9 protein-coding genes and 4 pseudogenes are annotated in these 17138 nt (G+C 44.6%); 4 read left to right on the top strand and 9 right to left on the bottom strand.

The window, feature by feature from the left end:
- Positions 1-93: 93 nt before the first annotated feature.
- Positions 94-555, top strand: a pseudogene (locus JCM15124_RS17245) (DUF8188 family protein); the annotation flags it as partial.
- A 127-nt stretch (positions 556-682) separates the two neighbouring features.
- On the opposite strand, the gene JCM15124_RS06015 reads toward JCM15124_RS17245, so the two are convergent.
- The 5 genes and pseudogenes from JCM15124_RS06015 to JCM15124_RS05995 form a co-directional block, all read right to left on the bottom strand.
- On the bottom strand, positions 683-2989 hold the full coding sequence (locus tag JCM15124_RS06015) for a RelA/SpoT family protein (RefSeq protein ID WP_024998707.1): 2307 nt from the start codon (positions 2987-2989) through the stop codon (positions 683-685).
- Positions 2990-3022: 33 nt separating this feature from the next.
- Positions 3023-4143, bottom strand: a pseudogene (locus JCM15124_RS13470) (lytic transglycosylase domain-containing protein).
- A 40-nt stretch (positions 4144-4183) separates the two neighbouring features.
- Positions 4184-4957 (bottom strand): DUF5683 domain-containing protein, encoded by a 774-nt coding sequence (locus JCM15124_RS06005; RefSeq protein ID WP_024998706.1) that lies wholly within the window; start codon positions 4955-4957, stop codon positions 4184-4186.
- Positions 4958-4980: 23 nt separating this feature from the next.
- Positions 4981-5888, bottom strand: a pseudogene (locus JCM15124_RS13465) (ParB/RepB/Spo0J family partition protein).
- 41 nt (positions 5889-5929) lie between these two features.
- A complete protein-coding gene (locus JCM15124_RS05995; protein WP_024998705.1) occupies positions 5930-6697 on the bottom strand; it encodes a ParA family protein in 768 nt (255 codons plus the stop codon).
- Between the two features lie 110 nt (positions 6698-6807).
- Here JCM15124_RS05995 and surE point away from each other — a divergent pair, with 110 nt between their 5' ends.
- Positions 6808-7578: a 5'/3'-nucleotidase SurE gene (gene surE / locus JCM15124_RS05990; RefSeq protein WP_024998704.1), complete on the top strand. Its 771-nt coding sequence runs from the start codon at positions 6808-6810 to the stop codon at positions 7576-7578.
- 51 nt (positions 7579-7629) lie between these two features.
- Entirely contained in the window at positions 7630-8772 is a 1143-nt protein-coding gene (gene lpxB / locus JCM15124_RS05985; RefSeq protein WP_024998703.1) for a lipid-A-disaccharide synthase, read from the top strand.
- A gap of 509 nt (positions 8773-9281) precedes the next feature.
- On the opposite strand, the pseudogene JCM15124_RS13460 reads toward lpxB, so the two are convergent.
- The 4 genes and pseudogenes from JCM15124_RS13460 to JCM15124_RS05965 all read right to left on the bottom strand — a co-directional run bounded on the left by JCM15124_RS13460 (position 9282) and on the right by JCM15124_RS05965 (position 13751).
- A pseudogene (locus tag JCM15124_RS13460) lies at positions 9282-9915 on the bottom strand (DedA family protein).
- Positions 9916-9950: 35 nt separating this feature from the next.
- The gene (locus JCM15124_RS05975) at positions 9951-11408 is read right to left on the bottom strand and encodes an MATE family efflux transporter (protein WP_024998702.1); all 1458 of its coding nucleotides are present in this window, start codon (positions 11406-11408) and stop codon (positions 9951-9953) included.
- 74 nt (positions 11409-11482) lie between these two features.
- On the bottom strand, positions 11483-12175 hold the full coding sequence (gene bamJ / locus JCM15124_RS05970) for a BamJ family beta-barrel-assembly machinery protein (RefSeq protein WP_024998701.1): 693 nt from the start codon (positions 12173-12175) through the stop codon (positions 11483-11485).
- 25 nt (positions 12176-12200) lie between these two features.
- Positions 12201-13751 (bottom strand): glycine--tRNA ligase, encoded by a 1551-nt coding sequence (locus tag JCM15124_RS05965; RefSeq protein ID WP_024998700.1) that lies wholly within the window; start codon positions 13749-13751, stop codon positions 12201-12203.
- A 548-nt stretch (positions 13752-14299) separates the two neighbouring features.
- Here JCM15124_RS05965 and JCM15124_RS05960 point away from each other — a divergent pair.
- Positions 14300-17137 (top strand): DNA gyrase/topoisomerase IV subunit A, encoded by a 2838-nt coding sequence (locus JCM15124_RS05960; RefSeq protein ID WP_024998699.1) that lies wholly within the window; start codon positions 14300-14302, stop codon positions 17135-17137.
- Position 17138 lies beyond the last annotated feature (1 nt).

The following is a 17138-nucleotide window of genomic DNA, read 5'->3' as shown; positions in this document are numbered from 1 at the left end:
CCTGAAGCACTGCCTGTATATGTAGAAAAATCAAGGCAGGTAGAACTATTTGCATAAGAAACTTATCCCGAACTGGCGTAATACTATAAAGACTATATCGCTCGTTCGTACGATATACAGATTACAATGCCTCCTACAGACTCAAAATATTACATTAAAAATGTGGATAAAGATTATGAAACATTAGAAGTTTTCCGAATAAAAATAGATGGTAATGATTTCTCTAACCCAGAGGCATGGTATAATCCTTTTTACTCTGTAGAATATAAGAAGTATTTTAGTATTATGTACTTCACTAATATAAATCATATGTGCTGGCCTTCTGGTATGAAAGTTATCCTGACCGTGAATAGGGACGATATGAATAACCCTGAATACGGAACAAAGGACAACCCGATTCCTGTATTAAAGGATGTTGGAGTAGATGAATCTATCAGAGACTATAACAAGGATTACGACAAGGCATATATGGACAGTTTCTATCGTAACAATGTCATACGTTACCTGAAATATAAGATGTCTAAGGACGAGTTTAAAAGACGATTCAAGCTATAAGTAATAATCAAGCTATAAAATGAATTTCCTTGATAAATATCTCCGACCTTTCTCTAATACGAGCAAAGGATTTTAGTATCAAAGATTTTCTTTACTCGTACTAATATGCTGTACAACGATATTATTACTATATATCCGAAACGGTTTGCATTCCGTCTATTTTCATCAAACTGTCCTTGATGAGTTTGACATCTTCGCGGTCGTGAACGCCCATCTCAATATTGCCTACAACAATTCCGTTGTCGCTCTTCAGTGTTATCTTGCGCATGTTCATGCCCAACTGGTCGGAAATTACTTTCGATATATCGAGCAATATACCTTGGCGGTCTATACCACGCAGTTCTATCGTAGCATCGAAGAACAATTTCTTGTGCATATCCCACTTTGCATCGAGAATGCGCGGACCGAAACTCGCTTTCAGTTTTGCAGCAACCGGGCACGCACGATTGTGGATTTCGATGTGTGCGTTGTTGTCGATAAAGCCCATGGCATCGTCGCCCGGAATAACGTGGCAGCAGGTCGGGAAGATGTATCGGGCAATGTTGTCCTCGTTGATGAAGATTGGTTTCTTCTTGTTCAGGTTCTTATCGACAACGATTAAACCTGCCACTACCTTTTCGTCTGCCTTGCCGTCAGCGACTGTTGAATCGGCAGTTTTGCTGCGGTTGAGGAATGGGACATACTTGCGCCACGCAGAAACACCGTCGTCTTTGTCTTGCTTGTGCCTGTTTTTGCCTTGCAATTCGTCTAAATCGGCTTCGCCAAGGATAATCGACTTTTCGCCAACGGCTATAAAAAGGTTGGCGTGTTTCTGTATTTCGTGCAAGCTGCAAAGTCGGTCGAGCACCCAAGTAGACATTTCAAAGTCGTGCTTCTTCAGCCATTCTTCGAGTATTTCCTCACCCTTTTTCTGTATTTCTCGTGCTTCCTTGCGCAAAATTGCCAATACCTTGCCTTTCGCTTTAGCCGTAGACACGAAGTTAATCCACGACTTTTCTACACGCTGCGCCTTAGATGTGAGTATCTCTACTTGGTCGCCGCTCTGCAGTTTGTGGCTTAACGGCACGAGTTTGTGGTTTACCTTGGCACCAATGCAATGGCTGCCAATGAACGTGTGTATTTGGAAAGCAAAGTCGAGCGCGGTGCAACCCGCCGGCATCATTTTGATTTCGCCCTTCGGCGTAAATACAAATATCTCGGAAGCAAACAGGTTCAGCTTGATGGCATCGAGAAAATCCATTGCATCGGGCTGTGGGTCGTCGAGTATTTCCTTTATGGTGTGCAACCAATCGTTCAATTCTCCTTCGTCCTCGGTAATCTCTGCACCTTCCTTATACTTCCAATGGGCAGCAAAACCCTGCTCGGCAATTTCGTCCATACGGTCGGAACGTATCTGAACTTCTATCCATTGACCCATCTTGGACATAAGTGTAACGTGCAAAGCTTGGTAACCGTTGGCTTTCGGGTGGTTTACCCAATCGCGCAAACGGTCGGGGTGGCTCTTGTAGAGTTTGCTGACAGCCACGTAAATTTGGAAACACTCGTTGGCTTCCTCTTCTCTACTCTTGGGCTTAAAGATGATGCGAACAGCTAAAATATCGTATATTTCCTCGAACGGAACATGCTTTGTCTGCATTTTATTCCAAATGGAATAAGGACTTTTCACGCGCGCTTTAATTTCGTATTTTAACCCCATTCGGTCGAGTTCTGCACGAATAGGAGCGGTAAAATTGTCGAAAAGTGCGTCGCGCTGCGCCTGTGTAGAAGCTATTTTCGACTCTATCGCCTTGTAAGCGTCGGGGTGTTCGTAGCGGAAACTAAGGTCTTCGAGTTCGGTTTTTACTTTATTGAGACCCAAACGATTGGCTAACGGAGCGTAGATATAAAGCGTTTCGCCTGCAATTTTATACTGCTTGTTGGCGGGTTGCGAAGCGAGGGTGCGCATATTGTGCAGGCGGTCGCATATCTTAAGAAGGATAACGCGAATGTCATCGCTCATTGTGAGGAGCAACTTCTTGAAGTTTTCGGCTTGCGCAGAAGCCTTATCGCCAAAGATACCGCCCGAAATCTTTGTCAAACCATCGACTATCATCGCGATTTTTGCGCCGAAAATGTTTTCAATATCTTCTACCGTGTAGTCTGTATCCTCCACTACATCGTGCAAAAGAGCCGAACAAATACTTGTAGAACCTAAGCCTATTTCTTCGCAAGCTATCTGTGCAACAGCTATGGGGTGTAAGATGTAAGGCTCGCCCGAAAGGCGGCGCACGCCTTTATGAGCCTGCTTGGCAAAGTGGTAGGCTTTTGTTATGATGTCCACCTTCTTACGATGAGGCGATGCCAAATAAGTTTTCAACAGGTGTTGAAACGCATCTTCGATAATCTTGTCTTCTTTTACCTCGTCAATTTTGTTGCTTTCGTTCTCTTTCTCCATATCCGCTGTTCTCTTTTAGGTATTATCAGTCGTCTAACTATGTGGGTTGTGCATTGTTCGTTTTACAACGCTTGCAGCCATTTCCAGCCGTTGGTTTTCTGTGTTCTCGTTGTTTTCGTACAATCGTGAAACATTGTCGGTAAAGCATTTCACTTTTTCCGATGGCAGCAAAAGGGTTGCCGTACCGTCTGTTGTCTTTACGATGCCTTGTCGGTATTGTGGGTTCAACATACGCAAATCGGCAATATCCATATTCAAGACATCGGCTATCTTTGCGAGCGAAATATCTTCTGTAACCACAACTTTGCCTGCTTTTTCGGGCAAGCCTGTCGGTTCGGGCAGTATGTTGTACTCGGCATAATAGTTCATCACGTAATTGGCAGCGATGAAAGCCGGAACATAACCGCGCGTTTCCTTGGGTAGGAACTCGTAAATCTGCCAAAAGTCGGCAGCTTCGCCCGCCTTCTCGATGGCATTACTCACCCTTCCGGAACCGCAGTTGTAGGCTGCCAAGGCTAAAGACCAATCGCCGAAACGATTGTAAAGGTCAGCCAACATACGCGCAGCAGCATACGATGACTTGATTGGGTCGAGCCGTTCGTCCACGAAAGTGTTTATCTGCAAGTCGTATTCTCGCCCCGTTGTAGCATAAACTGCCACAAACCTGCTGCGCCTTTACCCGAAATGGCTTTCGGATTCAGTCCCGACTCTATTACGGGCAAATGCTTTAATTCCATTGGCAAACCGTAATGGAGCAACGCTTCCTCAAAAATAGGATTATAATAGCTTGCCCGTGCCAACAAACAACTTGTTGAACGGCGACCTTGCTTTACATATCGGTCAATGTATTTCTGCACTTCGGGATTATAAGTGAGGCTCAACGAGCTTGTAACTCGTTTGATAAGACGGCTGATAGCAGCTGCCTCGTCTTCCATTTCTATTGGTGATGCAGCAGAATTAAGCTCTTTTTCCTGTCCGTAGAACTTTGTATCGGTGTATTCTACTTCAAGTCCGTCAGCCTTTTCTTCGGCTTTCGGAATGTAAACCTGCATGGTTCTACCGCGATTGTCTTTCACTACTTGGTGTTGTGCGTAAGTTGCACTAACGCCCATTAATAGCAATGCAATGGCAAATATGTTTCTTTTTCTTATCATTATTTTCTTTTTCGTGGCACTTCACCCTTGTATTTGCTTTCTAAAAAGTAAGGTTGCACCCTATGCCTATTGCCGAACTCTTAAACAAATTAGTCTTAATGGTGGGTGAATTGCCGTTCATTACAACCGGAGCAACGTGCAACGACAGGTCGTCGGATATATCGAAGTCAGACAAGGACGCATCTACGTATGCGTCAATCACCGACAAAGCGTAGACTGCGACGGTGGCAAAAATACTCAAATCACGCCATCTGCGATAACGGTCTTTGCGCTTTCTGAACAAATCTTGATAGAAACTTTTGTTCTCTTCCGTTACTTTTGAACCCAAATGCAAGAACTTGTTGTAGCTTTGCGTATTGGGATCGTCGTCCGTTATATCCATATAGGCTCTTTGATAGTCGCGATACATCTGGTTGTTCCACGTCATTGCATATATGCAACCGGCTATTCCACCATAAAATATAGGCAGTTTCCAATACTTGCGGTTATAGATTTGACCTGCTCCGGGCAATGCTATCGCCAGCCATAAAGCCTTTTTGGGCTTCGGACGCCATTTGCTCCAGTCTTTCATCAAGCGCGTACTGTCTTTGGCTGCTACCTTGTTAAGTTTCAATGTCTTCTCGGACGAGAGCGAAAAGTCGGTTTCCACCTTATCGTTTTCAGCATTCAATATCGTAATAATGCTGTCTGCCTTAGGATATAAAATCTTTATGGAGTCGTCATAAACCACCTGTGCCCTTGCTGTTGCAGTGCAACCTATCGCCAATAATAACGTTAGCGACAAAGCGTGGAATATATTTTGAAGCTGCTTCACTTAACTTTAAACTATGTTTTCGCTTATTTTTGCAGTCTGTCCATTACTTCCATAATGTGCAACAACTCTTCTTCGGAAGCGAAAGGAATGCTTATTTTACCTTTGCCCTTAGCTCCGTAAGTCATTTGCACCTTTGTATTGAAGAAGTTGGAAAGACGTTTTTTCAAGATGTTAAACTCCTCCGGGAGTTTCGATTTGGCTGCAATCTTCTTCTTGCTGTCTGTATATCCTCGCCATTGTTAAGCTGTTGGCAGAGTTCTTCCACCTTTCGCACACTGAAAGCGTTCTTCTGAATTTCGTGGAACAGCTTTATTTGTTGCGAAGGACTGTTCAATGAAAGCAATGCACGTGCGTGTCCCATATCTATTTCTTTCTTTTGCAAAGCCATTTGCACCTGTGCGGGAAGTTTCAGCAAGCGTAAATAGTTGGCAACGGCAGCACGACTCTTTCCTACTCGTTCGGCTACTTGCTCTTGCGTCATACTGCTTTTCTCCTGCAAATGTTCGTAAGCAAGAGCTATTTCTATGGCGTTCAAGTCTTCGCGCTGTATGTTTTCCACCAACGCAAGCTCCATTACGTTCTCGTCTTTAATGGTACGAATGTAAGCAGGGATAGCTGTAAGTCCTGCCAACTGCGATGCGCGCCAACGGCGTTCGCCCGCAATAATCTGGAATTTGCTTTCGTCCAACTGTCGAAGCGTGATGGGTTGCACCAATCCAAGCTGCTTAATGCTGTTTGCAAGTTCCTCTAATGCAATCCGGTCAAACTCTCTTCGTGGCTGATTAGGGTTCGCTTCAATTTGCTCGATGGGCACTTCATTGATGGTCGAACTGCCTTGTGTACTTACTGTTTCTGTTGAAATCAGAGCATCTAAGCCCCTGCCGAGTGCGTTTGTTTTCGCGTTTCTATTGTATTTCTTGTGTACTGCCATTGTTCTATGGGTAAGTTTCAAAGGGATAAAGTCGTATTCCCTTACTTCTTATTCTTCTCTATAATCTCTTTAGCCAAGGCAAGATGGTTCTTTGCACCTGTAGAATCGGCATCGTAAAGAATTACCGGCAAGCCGTGGCTTGGGCTTTCAGAGAGTTTCACATTGCGCTGAATAACGGTTTTGAATACCAATTCTTGGAAGTGGCGTTTTACTTCATCGTAAATCTGACGTGCCAATCTCAAACGGCTGTCGTACATCGTAAGCAAGAAACCTTCTATCTCCAACTTCGGGTTCAACTTGCTTTTTATTATCTTAATCGTATTCAGCAACTTACTTATTCCTTCGAGTGCGAAGTATTCGCATTGCACGGGAATGATGACAGAGTCGGCTGCTGTCAAGGCGTTTACGGTAATCAGACCCAACGATGGGCTACAATCGATAAGTATATAGTCGTAGTCGTTGCGAATAGGAGCTAAGAGTTTCTCCAGCACCTCTTCACGATTGTTTATTTGCAGCATCTCTATTTCCGCACCAACAAGATTGATGTGGCTCGGAACAATGTCCATTCCTTCAATATCTGTGGTATAAATGGCATCGCGAACATCAGCGTGGTCGATGATACATTCGTACAACGAGCAATCCACTTCTTTTATATCAACGCCCAAACCGCTTGAAGCATTTGCCTGTGGGTCGGCATCGATAACGAGAACAGACTTCTCAAGAGTTGCCAACGATGCAGCAAGGTTGATGGTAGAAGTTGTTTTTCCTACCCCGCCTTTTTGGTTTGCCATTGCGATTATTTTTCCCATTTTATCTTTTTCCTAACTTTGTTTTGCCGACAAAGATACATATTTTAGGCGAGAAAGCACTATTTATAAACCTTTTTTCGTATTTTTGCAGGCAAAAGAAAATAAAATTTATGAATTGTAAACGCCCTCTTATCCTCATCTCCAACGACGATGGGTATAACGCTAATGGCATTAAAACATTGGCTTCGTTTCTCTCTGACTCTGCCGAAGTCTTGATTTGTGCCCCGGAGGAACCACGTTCAGGCTTTTCGTGCGCTTTTTCGGCAAGCGACAGCCTACGTTTAACTCGCCGCAACAACATACCAGACTGTGAAGTATGGTCGTGTACGGGAACTCCTGTAGACTGTGTAAAGATTGCTTTCGAGCAGATTTTAAACGGCAGACGCCCCGATTTAATACTCGGAGGCATTAATCACGGCGACAATTCATCGGTGAATACGCATTACAGCGGCACAATGGGCATTGTCCGAGAAGGCTGCTTAAAGTATGTTCCTTCCGTTGCATTCTCGTCGTGCGACCATAATCCTGATGCCAATCTTGAACATCTCCGCAGCTATGTCGTAAAGATAGTAAAACAAGTGTTGAACGACGGCTTGCCCAAAGGTGTCTGTTTAAATGTGAACTTCCCTATCCGCGACAGCTTCAAGGGCATCAAAGTCTGCCGAATGGGGTATGGCAGTTGGATAAAAGAGACTCTTCGCTGCGAGCACCCAAGAGGTTTTGCCTATTATTGGATGCTCGGCGAATATCGCAACGATGAGCCTTTGGCAACCGATACCGACCAATGGGCATTGGAAGAAGGCTACGTTTCGGTAACGCCGACACGCATTGATATTACCGATTACGACATGTTGAACAAACTGAAAGCGTGGGAAGAGTAAGCTAAAATGCAACTCTGTTCCATTCATTTATTGATAATAACCGTCTGAAGAATGAAGTATTATTTGATAGTTGGCGAAGCATCGGGCGACTTGCACGCATCGCGTTTGATGCAATCGCTTAGGAAATTTGACGAAGCGGCAGAGTTTCGCTTCTTCGGTGGCGACTTAATGCAAAACGTTGGCGGCACGTGTGTGCGTCATTATAAGAAACTTGCCTATATGGGATTTGTTCCTGTACTGTTGCATTTGCCTACTATCATGAAGAATATGAAGTTTTGCAAGGAGGACATTGTGAAGTGGAAGCCCGATGTAGTGATACTTGTTGATTACCCGGGATTTAATCTGAAGATTGCAAAATTCGTCCACAAGAACACCAAAATACCTGTTTATTATTACATTTCGCCCAAAATATGGGCGTGGAAAGGGTGGCGCATTCGTGCAATAAAGCGAGATGTGAAGGAGATGTTCTCTATTTTGCCGTTTGAAATCGACTTCTACGAACGGAAACACAACTATAGAATACACTACGTGGGCAATCCGACTGTCGAAGAAGTTGCAACTTTCAAAAGTCAATACACCGAGACAAAGGCGGAATTTTGTAGCCGAAACAGCCTGAACGACAAGCCTATCATTGCCATTTTAGCGGGTAGCAGGAAGCAAGAGATAAAAGACAACCTGCCATCGATGCTCGAAGCTGCCTCACGTTTTGAGGATTACCAAATGGTAATAGCAGGTGCGCCTTCGATAGACACCGCTTATTATAATCAATTTGTAAGCAAACACAATGCGAAGATTGTGAAAAACGACACATACGAGCTGCTTTCGCACGCTACAACCGCCCTCGTAACAAGCGGAACGGCTACTTTAGAAACGGCTCTGTTTAATGTTCCGCAAGTGGTTTGCTACGAAACTCCATTGCCCAAGCTTATCCGTTTTGCTTTCAAACACATCATAAAGGTGCGCTTTATATCGTTGGTAAATCTCATTGCCGATAAGGATGTGGTGCAGGAACTACTTGCCGACCGATTTAGAATAAAGAATATTGCCAATGAACTCTATCGTATTTTGCCCGGACAGCCTTATCGTGAAGCCATGCTTGCCGAATACGAGCAGATGAAAGAAAGACTTGGCGACCACATTGCACCCGACAATGCTGCCAACTTGATGGTATATTTGCTAACACGAAAGCAATAAACGGTCTGTCGTCCGCTGCTTCTTATATCAAAGAATAATGCGTTTTAAAGTTTGCCACAGCAGCAAAAGTCTTCAAAAACATAGTTAAGGAAAACAGTTTTTCATATCAAATAAATATCTTTCACGCTCTCAAACCTCATATCCATATAGGTTTGGGAGCGTTTGTTGTATGTTTTTCCCTTACTTTCCCTAAAGTTTTGTGTTGCTTTTTCCAAGCATTGGCAAATTATTTACACGTAAAGAAATATTTATTTACACGTAAAGAAATTATTACTTACACGTAGAAAAATATTTATTTACATGTAAATAATTTATAAAACAAAAGTTTTGACGAATCCAAACAGCTGTCAAGGGAAAGAAAAAGTATCGTGAGAACGTTATAAAATGATGAAAACAAACGGCTCTGTACATTGCCGAAGAATGCAGTGTACAGAGCCGTTGTTGTAAAAAACGGAGAATGCTGAAACGAGCGTGCAGCTGTTTGTTTTTGCTACAGCCTCGGTTTATACTTATTGTTTGTTTGCTTTTAACTTCTTAATATAGTATCTTGCAACGAAATAAACAACAACCAAGGCAACGATACCTAAGATAACGTATTTGATGTAGCTATTGTATTCTTCTATCGTTGCCGTGAGTTGGCTTTCAGGAACAACAGAATGAAGGTACCAACCAAGCGTGGCGAGTACGCAGTTCCATAATCCTGACCCGATGGTGGTGTAAAGTATAAACTTCCAGAAAGTCATTTTTGCCAAGCCCGCAGGTATCGAAATGATTTGTCGGATACCGGGAATAAGTCGCCCCGTAAGTTGCTATAACCCCGTGGTCGTAGAAATACTTTTCGGCAACCTTTACTTTGTCTTCGTTCAGCAAACAAAGATGTCCCAATTTGCTATTGGCAAAACGGTAAATAATAGGGCGTCCGAGGTAATAAGCTGCAACATAGTTGGTTGTTGAGCCTGTAACTGCGCCCAAAGTGGCAACTACAACTACCCAAAACACGTTAAGATGCCCTGCTGCTGCATGATAGGCGGCAGGCGAAACAATGAGTTCCGAGGGGAAAGGAATAACAGTTCCTTCGATATACATACCGAGGAAGATGGTCCAATAATTAAGCGTGTCTAATAAAGACGAAAACCAATTCATTTTTGAATATGCTATTTAATAATGTAATATCGTATTTATGAAATTGCCGTTTGTTCTGTCTGCGGCGTATCGGCAATATTTTTCAGCCAACTGCCACGGTAAATTCGTATGAGGAACATAGAGCCGCGGAATGTGAGTTCTACTGCCATGGCAAACCAAACACCACGCAATCCGTAAGTGGAAGCAAGGGCATAAGCCAGTGTCAGACGTACAAACCACATGGAACCAAGGTTGATAAGCGATGGTTTGAATGTATCGCCGGCACCCACACATACGCTGTAAGCCACGATGGCTGCAGCAAAGAAAGGTTCGGCAAAGGCTTCGATGCGCAAAACGGCAACGCCCAACTCTCTGATTTCAGCTACCGGCGAGAGCATTCCTATCATTTCGGGAGCGAAGATATACATAACCAGACCCATAAACGCCATAACCGCCATGCCAATAAATATGGTCATATAGGCAAAACTCTTGCAAAGCTCTTTCCTTTTTGCACCGACACTTTGTCCGACAAGTGTTGTTGCAGCTTCGGCAATACCGTAACCCGGCATATAGCACAAGCTTTCGGCTGTTACGGCAAACGAGTTGGCAGCAATGGCGAAGTTGCCCAAGGGTGCGACAATCATGGTAGAAACCACTTGTGCACCATTCATCAGAAGGTATTGCATTGCCATAGGCGCACCTATCTTTACGGCGTGGACGATGTAATCCCATACCCATACAAAACGTTTGGTGTCGAGTTTCCACGCCAATATAGGACTGCGGAAGATGGCAAAGTAAACCAAAGGAATGGCAGCGACGGCAAATGAGAGTAGTGTACCGATGGCAGCACCTTTCACTCCTAAACCAAATCCGAACATTTCAAACTGAAATCCCAATACGGTAAGGGTGCGAGTAGGAAAGATTAAGATAAAGTTGAAGACCACGTCCATAACGCACATCAATACGGAAATAAGACTTGGGTGGCGCATATCGCCCGATACTTTCAACATAGCAGCCGACAAATACTCTATCAAATGTATAGGCACGGCAAACGAAAATATGAGGAAGTAGATGGAAGCGTCGTGCTGAATATCGGCACCACCGCCCAACCAACGGGGCAACGGCGTAGCCAACAGTATCGCGACGGTCATCAGTATAAGGCTGAAAGCCAAACCAAAGATATATCCGTGCCGCATTACCGCGCGCGCTTTCTCGAAATCGTTAGCCCCAATGAAATGTGCTGCTTGTACCGAAAAGCCCATTCCCCCCGCTGCAACCAGCGAACCAAAGAGCCACGTGGCGGGTTCGACCAACCCGATTGAAGCCGAAGCAGCTGCTCCTAACGAACCTACCATCGAGGCGTCGATGTAGAACATCATGACAGAAGTAACCTGTGCGAGAATAGAAGGAATACTTAATTGGACGATGAGGTTTAATTTCTCGCCCGTCGTCATGGAATTTCCGTTCCTGATTTTTGCCAAGAGCGCATCGGTTACGGTCTTGCTGAACACCATAATATATAAGGTAGCGTTGTTAAGATAGACTTAATGCCCGTCGTAAGTCTTCGTTAAGAGTTGGTTGGTTATCCTTAAATGACATCGGGGACTTTCGTTCCCGCTCTGTAATAAGAGTGCAAACGCAAGTCGAAAATCAAGTTGGAATAAGCCGGAATGGCACGATTCGCCGTAGTACCGTAGCCTAACTGATAAGGAATGTAAACCACCCAATGGTCGCCGATGTGCATTTTCTGCAATGCAGTGGCAAATCCATCGACAACGCCACCTTTCGCTCCGCCCACCAAAAGCTGGGCCGGGCGTGATGTCTTAGGATTGAATACCAAGCCGTTACCGCCCCAACTGCTGTCGAAAACCAAGCCTGCGGTGTACGTAAGCGAAGGAATGAGCCGCCCTTGATAGTGAACGAGCACGGAGTCGGTGAACAACGGCGTGCCCGAACCGGTTCCTTTCTCTAATTCGTGAACGATAATGTAGTTTTCGGGAGGATAGTTTGTTAGTCCTTCATTTGATGTTTGCCCCTGATAAGTATAATTTAAGAAGAGCTTCCAAGACGTGTCGCCATTGGCAATCTTTTGCATTGTTGTGTTGTAAAGGTCTGTCCAATACGTCGTATTCTTGGATTTCCAGTTGGCAAACTCTTCGTTTTCCTTTTCATCTTCGGAACAAGAAGACAGCAAACCAACCGAAAACATAGCTGCAAACAGCAAAGTTGCAGAGAAGAAGAGGCTTTGCAACCGCACTCTTAATTTGTTTTTATTTTGCATAATCTATTCTACTCTAAATATAGACTTATTCTTTTACGTCGAGTTTCTTCAACAGTGAAGTTATAGAAACACGGTCTTCAATGATTTCACGCAGCTTTGCAATAGGCACACGCTCTTGTTTCATAGAGTCGCGATAGCGCAGAGTAACAGTGTTATCGGTAAGTGTGTCGCCATCAACGGTAACGCAGAAAGGCGTACCGATGGCATCTTGGCGACGATAACGTTTGCCAATAGAGTCCTTTGCCTCAATGGTGGTGTTGAAATGGAACTTCAAATCGTCTACAATCTCTTGTGCTTTTTCCGGCAGACCGTCTTTGTTTACCAACGGAAGTACTGCACACTTAACAGGAGCCAATGGTTCCGGCAAGCTCAAAACAATGCGGCTTGAACCATTTTCCAACTGTTCTTCGATGTAACTGTGGCACATAACGCTCAGGAACATACGGTCTACGCCGATAGAAGTCTCAACAACGTAAGGTGTGTAGTTCTCGTTGCGTTCCGGGTCGAAGTACTTTATCTGTCTGCCGGAGTACTTTTCGTGCTGTGAAAGGTCGAAGTCGGTGCGCGAGTGGATACCTTCTACTTCCTTAAAACCGAACGGCATACGGAACTCGATGTCGGTTGCAGCATTTGCATAGTGCGCCAATTTCTCGTGGTCGTGGTAGCGATAGTTCTCGTTACCCATGCCAAGAGCTTGGTGCCACGCCAAACGATACTGCTTCCAATAGTTGAACCATTCCATTTCCGTGCCCGGTTGGCAGAAGAATTGCATTTCCATCTGTTCGAATTCGCGCATACGGAACACGAACTGACGGGCTACTATCTCGTTTCGGAAAGCCTTTCCAATCTGTGCAATACCGAACGGCAGCTTCATACGACCTGTCTTCTGAACATTCAAGAAATTAACAAAGATACCCTGTGCCGTCTCCGGACGCAGATAAATCGTGCTCGACGAATCGGCAGAAGCACCCATTTCGGTTGAGAACATAAGGTTGAACTGGCGCACATCGGTCCAGTTTTTCGTTCCGCTGATAGGGTCCACGATACCTTCATCAAGTATTATTTGTTTCAGCTCTTCAAGGTTTGAAGTCTCCATAGCGTTAGCAAAACGTGCGTGAAGCTCATCATACTTACGCTGATATTCCAATACGCGAGGGTTGGTGGCACGGAATTGAGCCTCATCGAAGCTGTCGCCAAACTTCTTTGCAGCCTTGGCAATTTCCTTATCCATCTTTTCTTCGTACTTACCGAGCTGGTCTTCTATCAGCACATCGGCTCTGTAACGTTTCTTAGAGTCGCGATTGTCAATCAAAGGGTCGTTGAAAGCATCAACGTGTCCGCTTGCTTTCCATATCGTAGGGTGCATAAAGATGGACGAATCGATACCAACGATGTTGCTGTGGAGCAGCACCATTGATTGCCACCAATACTGCTTGATGTTGTTTTTAAGCTCTACACCGTTCTGACCATAGTCGTAAACCGCTGCAAGACCATCGTATATATCACTACTTGGAAAAACAAAACCATACTCTTTGCAATGGCTTACTATTTTTTTGAATGTATCCTCTTGTGCCATAATATATTTCTTTTATCTTCGTTTATTCGGAATTTGGCACAAAGTTACGGCTTTTTAACGGAATAAGGGAACTAAAAGTTGTGAAAGTTTGCGAAAGAATGGTCTTATCTTCACTTCCATAACGTGAGTTCGATATAACGATTATGCGAGTTTCTTTATTTATTAAGATACTTAAAGACAAAATTGATTATGATTTAATATGCTTATAATCAAAAAGAAGCGGAGTATCTTCGGACATAAATTAGTACACCAAACTCACGTTATTCCATAAACGGAAAGAAGGCAATAGGGGTGTAAATGTTTTTTATAAATATAGCTATTGCATAACTTTCTATACATCAACGCATTACAAAACCTATTGTTTTGCATTCCAAAAGCGGCTGTTTTGCACGGTAAATCTGCTTTTTTATACCGAACTAACGTTCCGTATTAACGATGGTTTCTTTTAACCTTACCATAAATAGATGTGTCTTTCACAATTTGAATTTGCATATTTCGAGTTTTCTTCGTACCTTTGAGCCTCAAAAATAGAGACAATCCAACTGTTTATGGACGACGATAAAATAATTGAAAACAACGAGGGCGAAAACCCACTGAACGAAGAAGTAGCAGGCGATAATAGCGACATGGCAGGCACGGAAACCGACGAAGAAGTGGTTGCCGATGCCGAAATGACGGACGAAGACGAAGCAGGCGAGTTGCGAAACGACTATGTTCCAACCGACAGATTTGATGCTTCGGCTGTCAAGCACCTATCGGGAATGTATAAAAACTGGTTCTTGGATTACGCCAGCTATGTAATCTTGGAGCGTGCCGTACCCCATATCGACGACGGATTGAAGCCTGTTCAACGCCGTATCCTTCACTCTATGAAGCGAATGGACGATGGACGGTACAACAAAGTTGCCAATATTGCAGGCCATACGATGCAGTTTCACCCGCACGGCGATGCTTCTATCTGCGACGCCCTCGTGCAGATGGGACAGAAAGACTTGCTCATCGACACGCAAGGAAACTGGGGAAACATCTTCACCGGCGACCGTGCTGCGGCTCCCCGATACATCGAATCGCGTCTGTCCAAGTTTGCATTGGAAACCATTTTCAACCCCAAGACCACCGAATGGCAGCAGTCTTACGATGGAAGAAACAAAGAACCCGTTACCCTACCTGCCAAATTCCCGTTGTTGTTGGCGCAAGGTGCAGAAGGCATAGCTGTTGGATTGTCGTCTAAAATCCTTCCGCACAATATGGCAGAAATATGCGATGCGGCTGTAAGCTATCTACGTGGGAAAAAGTTTGCGCTTTATCCGGACTTCCCAACAGGCGGCAGCATCGACATTTCAAAGTACAACGACGGACAGCGTGGCGGTTCTTTGAAGGTGCGCGCTAAGGTTGAGAAGATTGACAACAAGACACTTGTTATTCGGGAAATACCTTTCACCAAGACTGCAAGCTCGCTCCAAGAGTCGATTACCAAAGCGGTTGAAAAGGGAAAAATAAAGATACGCAAGGTAGAAGATATGACGGCGTCGGAGGTAGAGATACAACTGCACCTGACACCGGGCACTTCGAGCGACAAGACAATGGACGCTTTGTACGCCTTTACCGACTGTGAGATTTCCATTTCGCCCAACTGCTGCGTCATTGCCGATAACAAACCACAGTTCCTAACCGTGTCCGACGTGCTGAAACACTCGGTAGACCACACGCAAGCACTGTTGCGCAGAGAACTCGAAATAAGGAAAGGCGAGTTGGAAGAACAGCTCTTCTTCAATTCGTTAGAACGCATCTTCATAGAGGAACGTATCTATAAGGAACAGGAATTCGAGACTTCTAAAACGATGGACGAGGTGGTTGCCTTCGTCGATTCCAAGTTAGAACCTTTTAAAAAGGACTTCATTCGCGAAGTGAAACGTGAGGACATACTCCGCTTGCTCGAAATAAAGATGCAGCGCATTCTTAAATTCAACAAGGACAAAGCCGACGAATTAATCCAAAAGATAGAAGCCGAGATAGCTGAAATAGATAAGGACCTCAGCGAAATGGTGCGTGTAACCATCGAATGGTTCAAGCATTTGAAGGCAAAATACGGTAAGGACTATCCACGCCGCACCGAGATAAAGAGTTTCGATACCATCGTTGCAGCAAAGGTAGTAGACGCCAACGAGAAGCTATACATCGACCGAAAAGGCGGCTTTATAGGCACGGATTTGAAGAAAGCAGAGTTCGTTCAGAACTGTTCCGACCTTGATGACGTCATCGTTTTCTTCCGCGACGGCAAGTATCGCATCGTTCATATCGCCGACAAAGTGTTTGTTGGAAAGGGTGTCATGCACGTACAAGTGTTCAAACGCAACGACCGTCGTACCATATACAATGCGGTTTATCGCGACGGCGAAAAAGGTCCTTACTACATTAAGCGTTTCAATGTGGTTTCCATTACCCGCGACAGAGATTACGACCTTACGCAAGGTAAGACGGGTTCGAGGGTGTTTTACTTTACGGCAAACCCGAACGGAGAAGCTGAAACCATTAAGATTATATTGAAAGACCAACCCGGCAGAGCCCGGCTGATGCGCTATTTTGAACGCGATTTCTCTAATGTTCTTATCAAATCGAAGACTGCTCGCGGTGTATTACTTACGAAAGAAACCGTAGACCGCGTATCTTTAAAAGCGCACGGAGTATCTACCTTGGGTGGCAGAAAGGTGTGGTTCGATGCCGATGTCAATCGTATCAACTACGAAGAGCAGGGGCGTTTGTTGGGCGAATTTAACGATAAAGACACCATTCTCGTGGTTCTCGACAACGGAGAGTTCTACACTACCAACTTCGATGCAGCCAATCACTACGAAGATAACATCTTCCGTATCGAGAAATTCAACCCCGAAAAGCCGTGGACGGCGGTGGTTTACGATGCCGACAACCAAGGTTATCCATACTTAAAGCGTTTCTGTATGGAAAATTCGACACGCCATCAGAGCGTGATTGGCGACAATCCGAAGTCCAAACTCGTTTTCCTGACCGACGATGCCTACCCTCGCGTAGAGATAACGTACGGCGGAAGCGATGCAGCACGTGCCTCAGAAGTTATAGATGCCGAAGAGTTTGTGGGCATAAAGGGCTTTAAGGCAAAAGGGAAACGCCTTACAACCTTCAAAGTAAGCAAGATTAAACAACTCGAACCCATTCGTTTCCCCGAACCGGAAGAGGCTGAAGAAGTCGAAACAATAGAGCCTACGGAAACCGAAACGGCAGAAGAACAGCCTGCAAAGCAAGCTGAAACCGAAGCACAAGCACCGTCAGAACCTGTTGCAAAGGCTGAAAAACCGAAGGAAGACAATGGCGGAGAGCAACAATTGACACTGCAATTCTTTGATAATTAAA

The sequence above is a fragment of the Prevotella falsenii DSM 22864 = JCM 15124 genome (assembly GCF_000613945.1).
GTDB lineage: Bacteria > Bacteroidota > Bacteroidia > Bacteroidales > Bacteroidaceae > Prevotella > Prevotella falsenii.
Note: the sequence above shows the minus strand (reverse complement) of the source record. Positions and strands in the feature narration are given on the sequence as shown.

What these genes read in the sequence shown, in the direction of transcription:
- JCM15124_RS06015 (WP_024998707.1), bottom strand. Translation starts at nt 2,989, where the DNA reads ATGGAGAAAGAGAACGAAAGCAACAAAATTGACGAGGTAAAAGAAGAC.
- JCM15124_RS05995 (WP_024998705.1), bottom strand. Translation starts at nt 6,697, where the DNA reads ATGGGAAAAATAATCGCAATGGCAAACCAAAAAGGCGGGGTAGGAAAA.
- surE (WP_024998704.1), top strand. Translation starts at nt 6,808, where the DNA reads ATGAATTGTAAACGCCCTCTTATCCTCATCTCCAACGACGATGGGTAT.
- lpxB (WP_024998703.1), top strand. Translation starts at nt 7,630, where the DNA reads ATGAAGTATTATTTGATAGTTGGCGAAGCATCGGGCGACTTGCACGCA.
- JCM15124_RS05975 (WP_024998702.1), bottom strand. Translation starts at nt 11,408, where the DNA reads ATGGTGTTCAGCAAGACCGTAACCGATGCGCTCTTGGCAAAAATCAGG.
- bamJ (WP_024998701.1), bottom strand. Translation starts at nt 12,175, where the DNA reads ATGCAAAATAAAAACAAATTAAGAGTGCGGTTGCAAAGCCTCTTCTTC.
- JCM15124_RS05965 (WP_024998700.1), bottom strand. Translation starts at nt 13,751, where the DNA reads ATGGCACAAGAGGATACATTCAAAAAAATAGTAAGCCATTGCAAAGAG.
- JCM15124_RS05960 (WP_024998699.1), top strand. Translation starts at nt 14,300, where the DNA reads ATGGACGACGATAAAATAATTGAAAACAACGAGGGCGAAAACCCACTG.